This is a genomic window from Hydrogenophaga sp. L99 (genome assembly GCF_058731905.1).
Window position 1 is genome coordinate 1,522,453 of the sequence record NZ_CM178972.1, and the last position, 16,009, is coordinate 1,538,461.

A 16,009-nucleotide genomic window follows, 5' to 3' on the forward strand; every position below is an offset into this window, starting at 1 on the left:
GGGGCCGGCGATGGGCGACGTGGTTACCACACCAGGGTTTCGCTGCGGTGCACCGGCGGCGCAGCGCCCGCGGTGTGGACCGCACCGGGCGCTGTCGGGGCCTGTGCGTGGGTCCATTCGTCCAGGCTGACCTGCCAGTATCCCAGCGGTTGCGCTTGCGCTTGCGGCTGGACGCGCACCACCAGGCTGCTGCGCGTGCCGTAGCCACGCTCGGGCATGCGCACAAACGGGCTGGACAACTGCCGCTCCAGGTCCACGTCTACTCCGGTGCGCGGCAAATCGCCATCTGCTGCCAGCTGGTCATCCAGCAAGGCCTGTTGCAGGTCAGCCCACCAAAGGGCGCCAGTCGAGGGCTGCGCTGCGTGGTCAAGCGACGCTTCGAGCGCCTGCGTGAGCCGCTGCGTCTTGGGCCAAGGGGTGCTCAGTGTGGCGTTGGACAAGCCGTAGACACCTGGTTGGAGGCGTTGGGTATACAGCTGGCTTGCATCGGGTTCATGCGGGCGTGCCGGGTGGCGGTTGCCCAGCCAGGCCCAATGGCCCTGGTGCAGATCGCCCACCACCAAGTTGAAGCCGCCATAGTCGGCGGGGGCTATGCCGGCTTGCAGTCCATGCAAGTCTAGGTCGCCAGCAAGCCAGCGCGTGGGCAGTTCACCCCGGCTGCGCCGGCCAGACCCAGGCTGGCCATCCCGCACATTGGTCAACATGGCCACACGCCCGCCGGTGCTCACACCCAACCAGGTTCCGCCGTCGCGAAGGTCGCGCCCAGCCACCACGTCGGTCCCCGAGGGCAGTGTCCAGCGGTGCAGGCCCGCAGTCGGACGATCGAAAAACTCGTCTCGGTTGGCCGCAATCAACAGCGGGCAGGCTGCGTGGGCATCAATCGCAAAGGCGATCAGGCACATGGGGGCGCTCGGTCAGGGGCGGGTCAAATGTCGTCGAGCAACGGGTAGGGCAGGGGCAGCACGGTCAGCGCAGGTCCTTGCGCGCTGCCCACATGCAGCGCGCCACCCTCTGCGGCACGGGTTTGCATCGACACCAGCGCGTGCCAGCCACCAGCCGGGCAGGGCGCTGCAGCTGCCACGGTGCCACAGGGTTGCTCGGCGTCGCTGTCGTGAAACACCTCTTGCCCCACTGCCAGGGGTGCATTGGCTTGCACCAGGTAGGCCCGGCGCTTCAGCGTGCCCCGGAACTGGCTGCGCGCCACCACCTCCTGGCCCGGGTAGCAGCCCTTCTTGAAGTTCACGCCGCCGACCGACTCGTAATTCAGCATCTGCGGCACAAAGGCTTCCACGATGGGTTGGGTGAGGGTGGCCACACCACCCATCACGTCCAGCCACGCCCAGTGCGCGGTGTCCAACAGGGGCGCTTCGGGCTGAGGCGCCACGCCGTCCACCACCGGCGCCACCCACAGGGCACGCGCCACACCAGCAGCCGGGTACAGGCGCACCCATTGGGCGCCATCGGCAGTTGCGGTGGTGCTCCATGGTTTTTCTGGAAGGTTTGAGGGCGCCGCTCCCGCCACACCCCACAGGGCAAAGGCGTCGCTGGCGTCGCTCAGCTTGACCTGGGCGCGCAGCACAAACATGGACAAACGTTTGAGTGTGGCGGGTAGCAGGTCGCGGCTGCACACCAGCAAGATGTCGTCATGGCTGCGTTTGAAGGCCACAAAACTGGCCTGCATGCGCCCTTTCGCTGAACAAAAAGCCGCAAAGCGGGCTTCGGACAGCCCCAGCAGCGAAAAGTCCTGGGTGAGCTGACCGTGTAAAAACTTGGCAGCATCGGCGCCCTGGGCACGAATCACACCCCAATGGGGCAGGGGAGCAGCGCCCTGAAGACGGGTGGGGTCAAACGCGGGGTCCAAGGCGGTGGCATGGCTCATGTCGGTGTCTGCTTTCGATGGATTCGGATCGCTCGATTATGATCACCCGCCCATGGAAGCGCGCCCACAGGCGCGCTTGTCCCCACTCTTTTTCCAGACGCCCAACCCGCTGTGATACGCCTGCTGAAACTGCTGCTTGCCCTGGTCATTCTGGGGCTGGGTGCGGCCGCAGCCGCAGCTTGGTGGCTGCAGCGCCCCTTGCAAATGCCCGATGCCGTGAGCGCCGAGGCACCGCTGGAAGTGACCATTGCACCCGGTACGTCGGCACGCGCTGTGGCCGACACCCTGGTGAAAGCGGGTGTGCAGACGCCTTCTGCGCTGTTGTACGCCTGGTTTCGGCTCTCGGGCGATTCGCGCAAGATCAAGGCAGGCAGCTACGAACTGGCCCCGGGCACCACGCCGGCCAGCCTGCTTTCCAAACTGGTGCGTGGTGAACAGGCCCTGCGCAGCCTCACCCTGCTAGAGGGGTGGAACATCCGCCAGGTGTTGCAAGCGGTGCGCAGCTCACCCGACCTGACGCAAGACATTGACGGGCTGAGCATGGCCGACCTGATGGCCCGCATTGGCTACCCTGGGCGCCACCCCGAAGGGCAGTTTTTCCCGGACACCTACCGCATGGTGAAGCACACGCCCGCTTCAGCCGTGCTTCGCCAGGCCGCCCAAGCCATGGAACAACAGGTGAACGCAGTCTGGGCCCAGCGCGCGCCCGACAGTCCACTGCGCTCGCCCTATGAGGCCCTGATTCTGGCCAGCATCGTTGAAAAAGAAACCGGTCTTGAAAGCGACCGCGCCATGGTGGCGGGCGTGTTCAGCAACCGGTTGCGCATCGGCATGCGGCTACAGACCGATCCCAGCGTGATCTACGGGTTGGGCGAGCGCTTCGACGGCAACATTCGGCGCTCAGACTTGCAAACCGATACCCCCTACAACACCTACACCCGCGCGGGCCTGCCGCCCACGCCCATTGCCATGCCCGGTCGCAACTCGCTGCTGGCCGCTGTGCAACCGGCGTCGACCAAGGCCATGTATTTTGTGGCCCGTGGCGATGGCGCCAGCTATTTCAGCGCCACGCTGGAAGAGCACAATGCGGCGGTGCGGCGCTACATCCTGGGTCGTTAAACGGCCCTTTTGCGGCCCCACATTCCATTCATCTCCATGGCACAGCCCGGTCTTTTCATCAGCTTTGAAGGTATTGACGGCGCGGGCAAATCCACCCACATCGCAGGCTTGGCGGACGCCTTTCGCGCACAGGGTCGCCAAGTCACGTTGACCCGGGAGCCCGGCGGCACGCCGCTGGCAGAAAAGCTTCGGGCCCTGGTGCTGAACGACGCCATGGACCCGCTGTGCGAAGCCTTGCTGATGTTTGCCGCCCGGCGCGACCACCTGCAACAAGTGATCGAACCCGCGCTGGCACGGGGGGACGTTGTCCTGTGTGACCGCTTTACCGATGCGACCTTTGCCTACCAGGGTTACGGCCGCGGTTTTGACGTGGGCGTGTTGCGCCAGCTGGAAACTTGGGTGCAAACCCGGCCCGAACAGCCCGGCCAGCTCCGACAGCCCGACCTGACCGTTTGGTTTGACCTGCCTCCCGATGTGGCGGCGCAGCGCCTGGCTTCAGCCCGGGTGCCAGACCGCTTTGAATCCCAACCCGTTGCCTTCTTCACCCGCGTGGCCGCGGGCTACGCCCAGCGCCTGGCCGAACAACCCAACCGCTTTGCCCGCATTGCAGCCAACCAGCCTGTTGACGCGGTCTGGCGCAACGTGCACCAGGCGGTGGTGCAGCGCGGCTGGCTCAGCCCACAGGTCCAGCCATGAGCACCAGTCTGCCTACCCCAACGCTGGCACCCTGGTTGCAGCAACAACTGCACAGCCTGCTCGCCCAACGCGGCCACGCCTTGTTGCTGTCTGGCCCCTCAGGGCTGGGCCAGTACGAACTGGCGCTGGCCCTGGCCCGCACCTGGCTGTGTGAGCAACCCACAGAGCAGGGCGCCTGTGGTCACTGTGGCAGCTGCCATGCCATTGATGTGCGCACCCACGCCGACCTGTGCGTGTTGATGCCCGAGACGCTGAGCCTGGAGCTCGGCTGGCCCCTGGACGAAGTCTCGCAAAAAGACATCGACGACAAGAAACGCAAAGCCAGCAAGCTGATCCGGGTGGAAGCGGCACGCGACGCCGTGAGCTTCACGCAGTTCACCCGCTCGCGTGGCAGCACCAAAGTGATCTTGGTGTACCCGGCTGAGCGCATGAATGTGGAGGCGGCCAACACCTTGCTCAAAACGCTTGAAGAGCCGGTGGGTGAAGTGCGTTTTGTGCTCGCCACCGAGGCCGCCCACCAGCTGCTGCCCACCATACGCAGCCGCTGCCAGGGGCATGCCATGGTGTGGCCTGCGCCCGAAGAAGCGTTGCACTGGCTCCAAGCGCAGGTGAGCACGCTGGGTAAGCCAGGCGCAGAAGCGCCCACGCTCGAACAGGCCCAGGTGTGGCTGCAAGCCGCGGGTGGGCGCCCCGCCGATGCGCTCGACTGGGCGCGCAGCGGCCTCAACGCGCAGGCGTGGACCCAGCTGCCACAAGCCTTGGCCCGTGGCGACTGGTCCTTGCTGGCCGACTGGCCCGCAGCCCGCCAGTTGGCCGTGTTGCAAAAGCTGTGTCACGACCTGATGGCCTCGGCCTCCGGCGCTACCCCCCGATTTTTCCCCGCCAGCACGCTGCCCAAAGCGCCGCGCTGGGCCCTGCTGGCCACATGGTCGCGCGAACTCATGGGCGCTGCGCGCACGGTAGAACACCCCTTCAACGCCGGCTTGATGCAAGAAGCCTGGGCCGCGCGCACCCGGCAAGTGCTCAGCCCAGGCGGCAGTGCAAGCTGAGGCGCCGCTGGGGCGTCAGGCCAAGGCTGCAAAAAGTCACACACGGTGCGGTGCTTTGGACACCAACACGCCAACCGAATGCCGCTAAACTAGCCGTTCATGAGCACCGCCCCATCGCCATCGGCCAACGCCGCACGTCCCAGCGTCATCCAGCTTTCCATCAAGGAAAAGGCGGCGCTGTACGCGGCTTACATCCCTCTGTTTGCCGACGGTGGCATTTTTATCCCGTCTTCCCGCGACTACCGCCTGGGCGACGACGTCTACGTTTTGCTCAGTCTGCCCGACGACCCGCAACGCTACCCAGTTGCCGGCAAGGTGGCGTGGATCACGCCAGCCAAAGCCTCTGGCTCCCGCACGCAAGGCGTGGGCATCCGCTTTCCTGCCGACGAAAAATCGCGCATGCTGAAAGTCAAAATCGAAGAAATTCTGGGCGCCAGCCTGGGTTCGGACCGTCCCACACAAACCATCTGAGCGCTCGGGGCAGGCTGCGTCACCCCAGGCCGAGCCTGAGCGTGCAACCCATTGATTGCCCCCTCGCATGTTTACCGACTCCCACTGCCACCTCAATTTCCCCGAGCTTCGGGAAGACCTTCCAGCCATCTTGACCGCCATGGCTCAAGCCCAGGTTGACCGGGCACTGTGCATTTGCACCACACTGGAAGAGTTTGAAGGCGTGCATGCTCTGGCCACAGAAAACGCCAACCTGTGGTCCACCGTGGGCGTGCACCCCGACAACGAAGGGGTCCAAGAGCCGACGCTGGACGACCTGCTGTCCCGCGCCAAGCGGCCCAAAGTGGTGGGTATCGGTGAAACCGGGCTGGACTACTACCGATTGAATGGCCGTACCGTGGCCGACATGGCCTGGCAACGCGAACGCTATCGAACCCACATTAGGGCCGGGCGCATCACCGATCTGCCGCTCGTCATCCACACCCGCAGTGCATCAGACGACACCTTGGCGATCTTGCGAGAAGAGGGCGGCTTCGGCATTGCCGCCGATCCGCAGGCAGGGCAGGCGCGTTCTCGTGGTGTCTTTCATTGCTTCACCGAAACTGAGGCCGTGGCGCGGGCAGCGCTGGACCTCGATTTCTATATTTCTTTCTCTGGCATTCTCACGTTCCGCAACGCTGCCGACTTGCGCGAAGTGGCGGCCTTTGTGCCCCTGGACCGCATCCTGATCGAAACCGACAGCCCTTATCTGGCGCCCGTTCCCTACCGCGGAAAAACCAACACACCCGCCTACGTGCCGTTCGTGGCCAAACAAATTGCTGAGATCAAAGGTCTTTCGGTTGAAGAGGTGGCCCACATCACCAGCCGCAACTTTGACGCCTTGTTCAACCGCAGCGTGGGTTGAATTCGATGACAAATTACTTTAAGAAATCGGCGAAGAGTATTGTTTTCGCTCTGTTAATGGTGGTTTCTGGCACGGTGCTCGCCAGCTCATTCAACGACTATTTCCGAGCGGTTCAACAAGACAACGAGTCCAAAGTCATTGAACTCACGCTTCGCGGTTTCGACCTGAACACGCGCAACGAGAAGAGCGAACATGCCTTGACGCTGGCCTTGCGCGAGGGCTCACTCAAGGTTGCGGACTTTCTGCTCACCCAGCCCAATGTGGATGTTGAGGCTCGCAATCCACAAGGCGAGAGCCCACTCATGATTGCAGCGTTGAAAGGTCACCTGGCCCAAGCCAAACGCTTGATCGAACGCCGCGCCGAGGTGAACAAGCCCGGCTGGACACCGCTGCATTACGCCGCGTCTAATGAAGCGACCGGCAGCATCGCCATGGTTCGGCTGCTGCTTGAACACCACGCGTACATAGATGCCGAGTCCCCAAACCGCACCACGCCCTTGATGATGGCTGCCCATTACGGCAATCCAGCGGTTGTCAAACTGCTCCTGGAAGAAGGCGCAGACAGCTCGGTGAAAAATGAAAAGGGTTTGACTGCCATCGACTTTGCACAGCGCGCCGGTCGCGCTGAGGCAGCGGGCATCATCGCTGCCTTTGTCCGCAGCCAACAACCCGCGGGTCGTTGGTAAAGCCGCCTGCCATCTTAGGCAAGCGTTCGCCAGCAAGTCTGGGTGTTAGCGGCGGTCTAAACCCGCGTAAATTTGGCGGCGGTAAGTGGTGGCGGAATTTGGTGACGTAATCCGGCGTTCATTTTTGGTGGCCGATTCTGGGTGCGGTTTTCGGTGCTGAGCGTGCCAACAACAAGGGCCCCGTCAGGGGCCCTTGTTGTTGGCGCGGGAGACTCGTTGGCGCTCAGAACGGCAAGTCCGTGTCAAAGTCTTCCAGTGAATCAGTGGTCACGCGCTGCGCACGCAGCAGATCCTGGATGACCCCTCCGTAATGGGTCCAGACGCGATCGCGCAGATCATCGAGCAACTCCATCACCGCCATGGCTTGTTCCGGTGTCCAGGTGTCGTCCACCGCGAATGGCAGCCCTTGGCGCAGTCCTGAAGGCGGATGCCACGGTTTCATACGGTCTCCTTTGAAGGCTTGCGCTTTACCGTGCGCGCCCGGGCATGTTCTTGCGCCTCCTTGTGCCGGTACGAGTTGCCCTTGATGCCAACAATTTCGGCGTGGTGAACTAGGCGGTCCACGAGGGCGACCACGCAGGCCGCGTTGGGGAACACTTCGCCCCACTCGGCAAAGGACTTGTTCGTGGTGATCAGCGTGCTCTTGTGCTCGTGGCGCCGGCTGATCAACTCGAACAGCAGATCGGCATACCGGCTGGAATACGACAGATACCCGACCTCATCAATGACCAGCAGCGCGGGTCTGGCGTAGTGGCGCAGTCTTGTACGCAGTGCCGAATCGCTGTCCAGGCTGGCCAACTCGCCCAGCAGCTTGCCGGCGGTGGTGAACATGACGGTGTGCCCTTGCAGCACCGCCTGATGTGCAATGTTCTGGGCAATGGTTGTCTTGCCCACGCCAGAAGGGCCCACCAGGATGGCATTGCTGGCACTGTGCAGAAACTGCAGCGTCATCAGCTCGCTCACGCTGGCCTGGTCAATCTGCTCGGGCCAGCTCCAGTCGTAATCCACCAGGGGTTTGAAGCGCCCGATGCGCGCACTGTGCAGCCGGCGCTCCATGGAGCGGCGACTTCTCTCGTGCTCCTCCCATTCCAGCAACGTGCCCACCCAGGGCTCTGTGCAGCAGGTATCCCAGTGGGACAGCACCCCGTGTAGTTGCAGCGCCTGGGCTCGGAGTTTGAGTGTGGCCGAATCAGTTGTTGGCATCGTCACCCTCCTGCGTGAGGCGGTCATAGCCGTCCAGGCTGTGGGGGCGCACGGCGATGTCGCGCGCGCGCACCTGCGCAGACAGGGCCACGCCCAGCGGGGGCGGGGTTTGCTGCTGGCTCTTGCTCTGACGCTGGCGCTCAAGCGCCAGACGAACCGCATGGGGGTGCGGCACACCGCGGCTCATGGCGTCCGTGACGGCGGCCATCATCTGCGTGCGTCCATGCACGTCCAGGAGCTCCTGCAACTCACGGGCGATCCGCCCCAACGGCTCACCCCGCTTGGCCGCCTCTGTCAGCAAATCCTGCACCTGAGGAAGCGCGTGTACCAGGCGGTCCGTGTCGCGGTGCGCTCGCGCGCCTCGCTTGTGCTGCACCAGGTCCTGCACATGGGCCTCGATCTCGATCTGCTGAGCCTTGTCCCAGCAACGCGGGTGCGAGGCCAGCGCCTGCTGGCCGTCCAGAATACGCACCTCACGCAAGCTGGCGTGCACGGTGAGGCTGCGCTGAACGTGGGTGTGGGGGATGGAATAGTCGTTCAGATCGAACCGAACGTAGGGTGTCTTGGCCGCTGTAACGCCGCGGATCTCATCGCAACAAAACGGTGTGGCCGGGATGTCCATCAGGTGCGAGCGCTCTTGGTCAAAGGCCTGCTGCACCGACAGCTGGGAGTCCTCGGGGCAGCGCCGAGCGCTGGCAGGACCAGCCACCCAGGCATCGGCCTGGGCATTGAGATCGTCGATATCGGTGAAGCTGCGTCCCTCAAAGAAGGCGGTGCGGATATAGCGGATGGCCCGCTCCACGCGCCCCTTCTCATTGCCCCGGGCCGGGGCCACGGGCCTGGCCTCGAAACGGTAGTGCGCCGAGAGTGCCAGCAGCGTGGGATTGAAGCGGATGGCCTGCCCCTTGCGTTCGAGCACCGCGCTCTTGAGGTTGTCGTACAAGACGACCCTGGGAACGCTGTGCCAGGATTCAAAGGCCTGGACGTGCCCGCGCAGGAAGCTCTCCATGTGCGCGCCCAGGAAGAAGCGCAGGAAGATGCGTCTGGACCAGGAAAGGACCATCACGAAGGCCATCAAGGGTCGGCGGGCTTGCCCGATCTGGATGTGGCCGAAGTGGCCCCAGTCGCATTGCCCCTGTTCACCGGGCAAGGTGCGCAGGCGCAAGTAGGCCTGTGCTGGGGGGCGCGGACGGTGGCGGGCGACGATGTGGCGAAAGTGGTCGGGGCGCCCCTCGTAACCGCGCTCGGCGGCCATGGTGTGCAGCCGGCTGGCCGTGAGGTTGGGGAACTGCTTCAAGGTCTCCTGGATAAAGGGCAGGTAGGGGGTCACGCCCGAAGTGCGTTGTGCGGGCACGATTGGGGCCGCGCCGGCCTGGGTGAGCACGCGCATGACGGTCTCGCGGTGCACGCCCAGCTGGGACGAGATGGTTCCCACCGGCCAGCGCTCGGCGTGGTGGTAGCGCAGGATCTGCGCCTTGAGTTCAGGTGAAATGGCCATGTGAGTCGGTACTCCATACGGAAGGTTGGGATGGATGGCGAAAGCGGCATCGCAGAAAGTCCTGACGCACAAAAGCCGAGACCGAACGGCCGCAAAACTGGCACTTGCAGCGCTGGCTTGCGTCTGGATTCAGAGCGGTTGCGTCGCTGGATGGGAGTACATCAGCGCAGGGCGGTGGTGGGCCACCCTGATGCGTCACTATTTGTTGGCGCGCGCGCCATTGCCCCTGGCGTGTGGCGTGAGCGTGGCGGCCCTTGCGGCTGTCCTGGTAGCGTTTGGCAGCGGCGCGCTGGGCGCAACTTCTGGCCTGGAGTGAGCAGACTGCGCTGCAGTAGCGCTGGCCGCGGTCGCAGTGGCTGCAGATGAGCACAGGGCTGCGACACAGGGCGCACAGAAAACGTCTGGGCGGTGGTGACGGCGGCTGTGGTGGTGCGTGTTGGGCAGTGGGCATGGGCGGTCCATTCCCATGCGTGGGCCCACGCTGCTGGACAGCCACGCCCGCTTCGTGAATACTGACAGCGGCAACGGCGCCCTCCAAAGCGGTGGGTCTCGGGGCGCGACAGTGGGTTTACCGGAAAGTGACTGTCACTGTCGCGCCTGCTTCTTACACAGGTAGGCGATATGTAACGCAAAACACCAGCGCTGCGCCATACCCCTGCGCTGGCTCAAGCCCGCTCGCCATGGCCAAAGCAGGCACGCTCAGGACACGTCTGTGCCCTGTGCAACGGGCACCCTTCGATTCAAAGGAAATTCAAAGCAGTCAGCTGACTGCCGCGGATGACCGCCACCGACTGCTTGCCGACACCAGATTTACGCGGGTTTAGAGCGCCGCTAACACTGGGTTCTCATCGGGATGAGCTTCTCAGTGATTTCCTTGGCAATATGGAACCAACAGCGCGGCCGCTTGGTATTACTCTTTAATTCTACGATGTATATTATGTATAGTTAAATATTCAGAAGCCTAGTGGGTGTGAATATTGCGTACCAGAGCGTTAGACCCACCACCCATGCGGGGAAACACCAGCAAGGTGCACGCCAGAAATTGGTCTGCCCCAGCCTACAATTACAAGCCTTGCCAACAACCAATTTGGCAGATCACACAATTCACACTTATTGAAGGACTCTCATGAAGAACCTGTTTTTGTCCCTAAGTCTTGTTGGTGCGGCAGTCTTGGTGGGCTGTGGAAAAACAGAAACTCCTGCACCGGCCGCCCCAGCGCCCGAGACAGCAGCCGCTCCAGCGGCAGCTCCGGCGCCTGCTGAGCTGCCCGAGTTGAAAGTCGCCATTGATCCCACCTATGAGCCCTTCACCTTCAAAACCGCTGACGGCAAACCCACTGGTTTTGACGTGGACATCGCAGAGGCACTTTGCAACGAAATCAAGCGCAAATGCGTGTACGTAGAACAGGTGTGGGACAGCATGATCCCTGGCCTGCAGGCCAAGAAATACGACGTGATCGTCAGTTCCATGTCGATCACCGACGACCGCAAAAAAGTGGTGGACTTTACCGACAAGTACTACAACACCCCCAGCCGTATCGTTGTCAAGGCAGACACACCGTTTACGGATCTGAGCTCCCTCAAGGGCAAGAACATTGGTGTGCTCAAGGGGTCCACCCAAGAGAAATACGCGATGGGTGACCTGAAGCCCGCCGGCGTTAAAGTGGTTCCTTATGAAGCCCAAGATCAGGTCTATCTGGATATCAAATCGGGCCGTCTGGACGGTACCGTGGCCGACTCTGTCGAGGTCACCGGCGGTTTCTTGAGCAAGCCTGAAGGTCAGGGTTACGGCTTTGTCGGCCCTGTGCTGAACGACGTGAAGTACTACGGTTACGGCGTGGGCATCGCTCTGCGCCAGGGTGAAACCGCGCTGCGTGATGAACTCAACGGCGCTATCAAGGCCATTCGTGCGAACGGTGTTTACGAAACCGTCAGCAAGAAGTATTTCGACTTCGACGTTTACGGCGAATAACGTTTGAGCGGCTACTACGCGTCCATCCTGCAGGGCGCCCTCCTCACGGTGGGCGTCTCGTTGGCCGCGCTGGTGTTTGCGGTCTTGCTGGGCCTGGTCGGGGCAGCTGCCAAGCTCTCGGGTCGTCCGGTGCTGGTGGCGCTGGCCACGCTTTACACCACACTGGTGCGCGGGGTGCCCGAGCTGGTGCTGATGCTGCTGATCTTTTACGGCGGCACCATTGGTCTCAACAACCTTTTGGAGGCTTTGGGGAGCAAGGCGACGGTGGACATCAATCCGTTCTTGGCCGGTGTACTGACCATTGGATTTATCTACGGCGCGTACATGACCGAAACCTTCCGCGGGGCCATCTTGTCAATACCCAAAGGACAAATGGAAGCCGCCTGGGCCTTTGGCATGGGCCCATTGCGCACGTTTTTGCGCATCACCGCACCCCAGATGGTGCGCTATGCCCTGCCCGGCTTCACCAACAATTGGCTGGTACTGATCAAGGCAACCGCCTTGATCAGCCTGATCGGTTTGCAGGAAATGACCTACCTTGCCAAGCAGGCCAGCTCGGCCACGCGCGAGCCGTTCACGTTTTTTCTTTTTGCCGCAGGTCTGTTTCTTGTTTACACATCGGTGTCCCTTTGGGCGCTGCGCAAGCTGGAGCGCCGCTTTAGCATGGGTGTGAAACGCGGCCATGTGTGAGGTGATGCGCACATGAAATGGCAAGTCATCTTTGAGCCCGATACCTTGGCCCTTTACGGCGAAGGGGTTGTGACCACGCTCACGCTGCTGCTGTCTTCCCTCGGTGTGGGCGCTGTGCTCGCGGTGTTTTTTGCCCTTGCGCTCACCAGTTCCATTGCACCGTTGCGGGCTTTAGTCGGTGTCTACACCTATGTGATTCGCGGCACGCCGCTGCTGATTCAGGTCTACCTGATCTACTACGGACTCGCCCAACTGGAGTGGATCCAGACCCGCTGGGACGACGTATGGCCGTGGACCCATTTCAAAGAACCCTTTTTCTGCGCCCTGCTGGCGTTCAGCCTCAACACGGCAGGCTACACCGCTGAAATGCTGGCGGGTGCCATTCGGGAAACGGCCGCTGGAGAGATCGAAGCGGCACAGGCCATGGGCATGAGTCGCGTGCAGGCCATGCGCCGCATTGTCTTGCCCAGCGCCCTGCGACGCACGTTGCCGGCTTACAGCAACGAAGTGGTGATGATGCTTCACAGCACAAGTTTGGCAAGCACGGTGCCGGCCATGCTGGACGTGACCGCCGCTGCCAGCCGCATTTACTCGGACTTTTATCTTCCCTTTGAAGCCTATTTGTTTGCGGCAGCGATTTACCTGTGCATCACGTTCAGCCTGGTAGGTCTGTTCAGGCTCGCAGAGCGCCGCTTTCTTGCCCACTTGGCCCCACGTCGTCATTGACGCCGCGGACCGATCGCCTTCCCTGACTCCATGCACCGCACCGAACACCCCCTGTTGAGTCCCAGCCTGGGTAGCCAGAAAACCCTGGTGAGCTTTCAGTTTGGGCCATCCAGAGCAAGACCCAAGGTGTACGTGCAGGCCAGCCTGCACGCAGAAGAGTTGCCAGGCATGCTGGTGGCGCATCACTTGCGCTGGCACCTCGAAGCAGCCGAACGCGAAGGCCTCTTGCTAGGTCAGGTGGTGCTGGTGCCGGCGGCCAACCCGATTGGTCTGGCTCAGAGACTCGATCACAAAGCGATGGGTCGGTTTGAACTGGACACGGCACAAAACTTCAACCGCCACTATCCCGATCTGGCCCTGGCCGTGCTCGATGACGTGAAAGACAAACTGGGTGCCGACGCCTCGGTCAACGTCAGCACGGTCCGCCAGAGCGTCGCCGCCTGGCTGAATGCATGGCAACCCCTGACCGAGCTGGACAGCTTGCGACGTCAATTGTTGTTGCTGTCTCATGATGCCGACGTGGTCATCGACCTGCATTGCGATTGGGAAGCGACCCTGCACCTGTACAGCGAAGAAGCTTGCTGGCCATCCCTGGAGCCACTGGCGCGCTTGCTGGGCTGTCAGGCCGTGTTGCTGGCGCGTGAATCGGGTGGCGGTCCGTTTGACGAGCGCCTGTCAGGGCTGTGGTGGCAACTGTCCGATCACTTGAAGGCCGCAGGCCTGTCCGTCCCGCTGCCACAGGGCTGCGCCAGCACCACGGTGGAACTGCGCGGCGAGTCCGACGTGAGCCATCCACACGCCATGCGGGATGCCGAAGCCCTGATGGCCTACCTTGGACACCTTGGTGTGTTGCAAACGTCGGATCGAAGAGCCTTACCTCCCCTGCCTTGTGTAGCCACACCCCTTGCAGGCTCCCAAACCCTGCGTTCCCCAGTGCCAGGTGTGCTGGTTTTCCTGGCGCAACCCGGGCAAATGATGGCAGTGGGCGACGTGGTGGCCGAAGTGATTGACCCGACGGCCCCTGACGCTTCCCGCGTCCATGCGGTGTGTGCGGATGTCGCTGGCGTGCTGTATGCCACGGTCAAAGAGCGGTACATCGTCGCCGGTGGAGAGGTGGGAAAAATCGCTGGCAGCACACCCTTCCGCTCCGGTGATTTGCTGGGTGCCTGACCGCTGCGAAGACCCTCCCCTATCTACGCGAGACCTTGTTGGATATGAATCCTGTTGACATTGCGCCCCCATCCGCCGCCAGTCCGCTCTTGGAGGTTGAGAATATTCACAAGCGGTTTGGATCGAACGAAGTGCTCAAAGGCGTGTCGCTCCAGGCGCGTGCGGGCGACGTGATCAGTCTGATTGGTAGCTCTGGATCGGGCAAAAGCACCCTGTTGCGCTGTATCAACCTGCTGGAAAAGCCCAACTCCGGGCGCATTGTGCTGGCCGGCGAAGAGCTGCGACTCAAAGCCGACCGCCTCGGTGAACTGCAAGCTGTGGATGCAGCCCAACTGCAGCGTCTGCGCACCAAGCTGGCCATGGTGTTCCAGCACTTCAACCTTTGGGCGCACATGACGGTGCTCGAGAACGTCATTGAAGCGCCGGTCAACGTGCTGGGAATCCCGCGCGACAAAGCCGTGGAAACCGCTCGGCGCTATCTGGATCGGGTAGGCCTTCGCGGCGTCGAAGACCGCTATCCAGCCCACATGAGCGGTGGGCAGCAGCAGCGCGTGGCCATCGCGCGCGCGCTGGCTGTCGAACCCGCGGTGATGCTGTTTGACGAACCGACCAGCGCCCTTGACCCCGAGTTGGTGGGCGAGGTCTTGCGTGTGATGAAGCTGCTGGCGGAGGAAGGGCGCACCATGGTGGTGGTGACGCACGAAATGGGCTTTGCGCGTGAGGTGTCTTCGCACCTCATCTTTCTGCACCAGGGCAAGATTGAAGAACAAGGTCGTCCTGCTGAAGTTTTGGCACGTCCCAAGAGTGAGCGCCTGGCGCAGTTCCTGTCGGGCAACCTCAAGTAGTCCCCCCGCTCCGTCAATTCACCGGTGCCGTTCAGGCCTGTATCAAACTTCGACCGAGCGTCAGACTGCCGTCGACCAGCTTGAAGCTCACGGTCGGCGCACTGAAGTCCGAGAACGGTGCGCCCATCGCGATTTCACCGTTGCTGTGCAGCAAACATTCCTGGCGTCTCAAGGCAATTGCATTTTCTGCACCCTCAAAGCGGACCCAGGTGCCGTAGCTGCTGATGTCTTCCAGCACGTAGTTTCCTGAGCGGATGTCGATACTGGCGTGCAGGCGCGAAACGCGGGGGTCGTTGATCACGAAGTCGGCTTCTGGAACTCGGCCGATCTTCAGTGGCAGATCGGTCAAGTTGAACGTGCGGCTGGCGTCCAGCCACTCCAGTTCAATGCCACCAAAGACCGATTCTGCGGTCACGCCCAGTTGATGAAGGTCGGAGGGCAAGGTCAAAAACTCCGACAGCATTTCAGGCTGCCATTCGATCCGAAACACCTCACAGGGCTCTGCCCTGCCCTTGATGCGCATGGGACCGAGGGTGCGGCTGCGCACACCATGGCGCACACCCAGTTTGCGAATCACCTGGTCGGTGACCAGAATCTGCTCGGGTCCGGCCAGATCGCTCAGACGGGAGGCCACATTCACCGCATCGCCAAAACAATCTCCGTCAATTTGCACCACCTGGCCGCGGGCCATGCCAATCTGCATCATGAGTTTCAGGCGGTTGGGCCACTGCGCCACCCGCTTCGAGTGCTCTTGCTGTATCTGAATGATGGTTTCGACCGCGTGGCGGTTGTTGCTGAATGACAGCAAGACGCCGTCACCCAGCATCTTGACGACTTTGCCGCCGTTTTCCAGACCCACGGAGCCAATCCACTGCGTCAGCTTCGTGACCGCTTTCGTCGCACGGTCGTTGCCCAGTGTTTCAAACACAGACACGCTACCGGTCAAATCTACGAAGGCAATTGTCAGTTCGGCCATATTTCAAAGGTGATGCGCTGTGGATTACAACACAGTGTTGCGAACCCAATCGACACATGGCTCGTCGCCATTTTCGCGCCGGCACCCGCGATGCAGAAACCAACGGCCCTTCCGCCAAAGCAAAGCACCCTTGCAACCAGCCATCC

Annotated in this window: 17 protein-coding genes; 11 read left to right on the plus strand and 6 right to left on the minus strand. The window is 62.2% G+C overall.

Annotated features, from left to right (window positions below; translation table 11 throughout):
• Positions 1–23: 23 nt before the first annotated feature.
• Both AC4QBL_RS07175 and ygfZ read right to left on the minus strand, forming a co-directional pair.
• Positions 24–902 carry an NRDE family protein gene (locus AC4QBL_RS07175; protein ID WP_472901285.1) on the minus strand — a complete coding sequence of 293 codons (879 nt, stop codon included), beginning with the start codon at positions 900–902 and terminating at the stop codon, positions 24–26.
• Positions 903–925: 23 nt separating this feature from the next.
• Entirely contained in the window at positions 926–1,879 is a 954-nt protein-coding gene (gene ygfZ / locus AC4QBL_RS07180; RefSeq protein ID WP_472901286.1) for a CAF17-like 4Fe-4S cluster assembly/insertion protein YgfZ, read from the minus strand.
• Between the two features lie 114 nt (positions 1,880–1,993).
• On the opposite strand from ygfZ, the gene mltG reads away from it, so the two are divergent.
• The 6 genes from mltG (at position 1,994) to AC4QBL_RS07210 (ending at position 6,783) form a co-directional block, all read left to right on the plus strand.
• Entirely contained in the window at positions 1,994–2,998 is a 1,005-nt protein-coding gene (gene mltG / locus AC4QBL_RS07185) for an endolytic transglycosylase MltG (RefSeq protein WP_472901299.1), read from the plus strand.
• Between the two features lie 36 nt (positions 2,999–3,034).
• On the plus strand, positions 3,035–3,694 hold the full coding sequence (tmk, locus tag AC4QBL_RS07190) for a dTMP kinase (RefSeq protein ID WP_472901287.1): 660 nt from the start codon (positions 3,035–3,037) through the stop codon (positions 3,692–3,694).
• The gene (locus tag AC4QBL_RS07195) at positions 3,691–4,743 is read left to right on the plus strand and encodes a DNA polymerase III delta subunit-related protein (protein WP_472906282.1); all 1,053 of its coding nucleotides are present in this window, start codon (positions 3,691–3,693) and stop codon (positions 4,741–4,743) included. The genes tmk and AC4QBL_RS07195 overlap by 4 nt, the downstream gene beginning before the upstream one ends.
• A gap of 99 nt (positions 4,744–4,842) precedes the next feature.
• Entirely contained in the window at positions 4,843–5,214 is a 372-nt protein-coding gene (locus tag AC4QBL_RS07200; protein WP_472901289.1) for a PilZ domain-containing protein, read from the plus strand.
• Between the two features lie 67 nt (positions 5,215–5,281).
• The gene (locus tag AC4QBL_RS07205; RefSeq protein ID WP_472906281.1) at positions 5,282–6,097 is read left to right on the plus strand and encodes a TatD family hydrolase; all 816 of its coding nucleotides are present in this window, start codon (positions 5,282–5,284) and stop codon (positions 6,095–6,097) included.
• 5 nt (positions 6,098–6,102) lie between these two features.
• Positions 6,103–6,783 carry an ankyrin repeat domain-containing protein gene (locus AC4QBL_RS07210; RefSeq protein ID WP_472901291.1) on the plus strand — a complete coding sequence of 227 codons (681 nt, stop codon included), beginning with the start codon at positions 6,103–6,105 and terminating at the stop codon, positions 6,781–6,783.
• Between the two features lie 223 nt (positions 6,784–7,006).
• On the opposite strand, the gene AC4QBL_RS07215 is transcribed toward AC4QBL_RS07210, so the two are convergent.
• The 3 genes from AC4QBL_RS07215 to istA are packed head-to-tail and all read right to left on the minus strand — an operon-like array spanning position 7,007 to position 9,484.
• Complete coding sequence (locus tag AC4QBL_RS07215) at positions 7,007–7,225, minus strand: hypothetical protein (protein ID WP_472901141.1); 219 nt, start codon at positions 7,223–7,225, stop codon at positions 7,007–7,009.
• A complete protein-coding gene (istB, locus tag AC4QBL_RS07220) occupies positions 7,222–7,986 on the minus strand; it encodes an IS21-like element helper ATPase IstB (RefSeq protein WP_472906280.1) in 765 nt (254 codons plus the stop codon). The genes AC4QBL_RS07215 and istB overlap by 4 nt, the downstream gene beginning before the upstream one ends.
• The gene (istA, locus tag AC4QBL_RS07225; protein WP_472906279.1) at positions 7,973–9,484 is read right to left on the minus strand and encodes an IS21 family transposase; all 1,512 of its coding nucleotides are present in this window, start codon (positions 9,482–9,484) and stop codon (positions 7,973–7,975) included. Before istA ends, istB begins: the two co-directional genes overlap by 14 nt.
• A gap of 1,126 nt (positions 9,485–10,610) precedes the next feature.
• Between istA and AC4QBL_RS07230 the strand changes: the two genes are divergently transcribed.
• The 5 genes from AC4QBL_RS07230 to AC4QBL_RS07250 are packed head-to-tail and all read left to right on the plus strand — an operon-like array spanning position 10,611 to position 14,887.
• Positions 10,611–11,456: an ABC transporter substrate-binding protein gene (locus tag AC4QBL_RS07230; RefSeq protein WP_472901292.1), complete on the plus strand. Its 846-nt coding sequence runs from the start codon at positions 10,611–10,613 to the stop codon at positions 11,454–11,456.
• A 3-nt stretch (positions 11,457–11,459) separates the two neighbouring features.
• On the plus strand, positions 11,460–12,146 hold the full coding sequence (locus AC4QBL_RS07235; RefSeq protein ID WP_472901293.1) for an ABC transporter permease: 687 nt from the start codon (positions 11,460–11,462) through the stop codon (positions 12,144–12,146).
• A gap of 12 nt (positions 12,147–12,158) precedes the next feature.
• Entirely contained in the window at positions 12,159–12,872 is a 714-nt protein-coding gene (locus AC4QBL_RS07240) for an ABC transporter permease (RefSeq protein WP_472901294.1), read from the plus strand.
• A 30-nt stretch (positions 12,873–12,902) separates the two neighbouring features.
• Positions 12,903–14,042 carry a M14 family metallopeptidase gene (locus AC4QBL_RS07245; protein ID WP_472907446.1) on the plus strand — a complete coding sequence of 380 codons (1,140 nt, stop codon included), beginning with the start codon at positions 12,903–12,905 and terminating at the stop codon, positions 14,040–14,042.
• A 44-nt stretch (positions 14,043–14,086) separates the two neighbouring features.
• Complete coding sequence (locus AC4QBL_RS07250) at positions 14,087–14,887, plus strand: ABC transporter ATP-binding protein (RefSeq protein WP_472907447.1); 801 nt, start codon at positions 14,087–14,089, stop codon at positions 14,885–14,887.
• 31 nt (positions 14,888–14,918) lie between these two features.
• Here the strand turns inward: AC4QBL_RS07250 and AC4QBL_RS07255 are convergent, their stop codons facing one another.
• Complete coding sequence (locus AC4QBL_RS07255; RefSeq protein WP_472901297.1) at positions 14,919–15,863, minus strand: FHA domain-containing protein; 945 nt, start codon at positions 15,861–15,863, stop codon at positions 14,919–14,921.
• Positions 15,864–16,009: the final 146 nt, after the last annotated feature.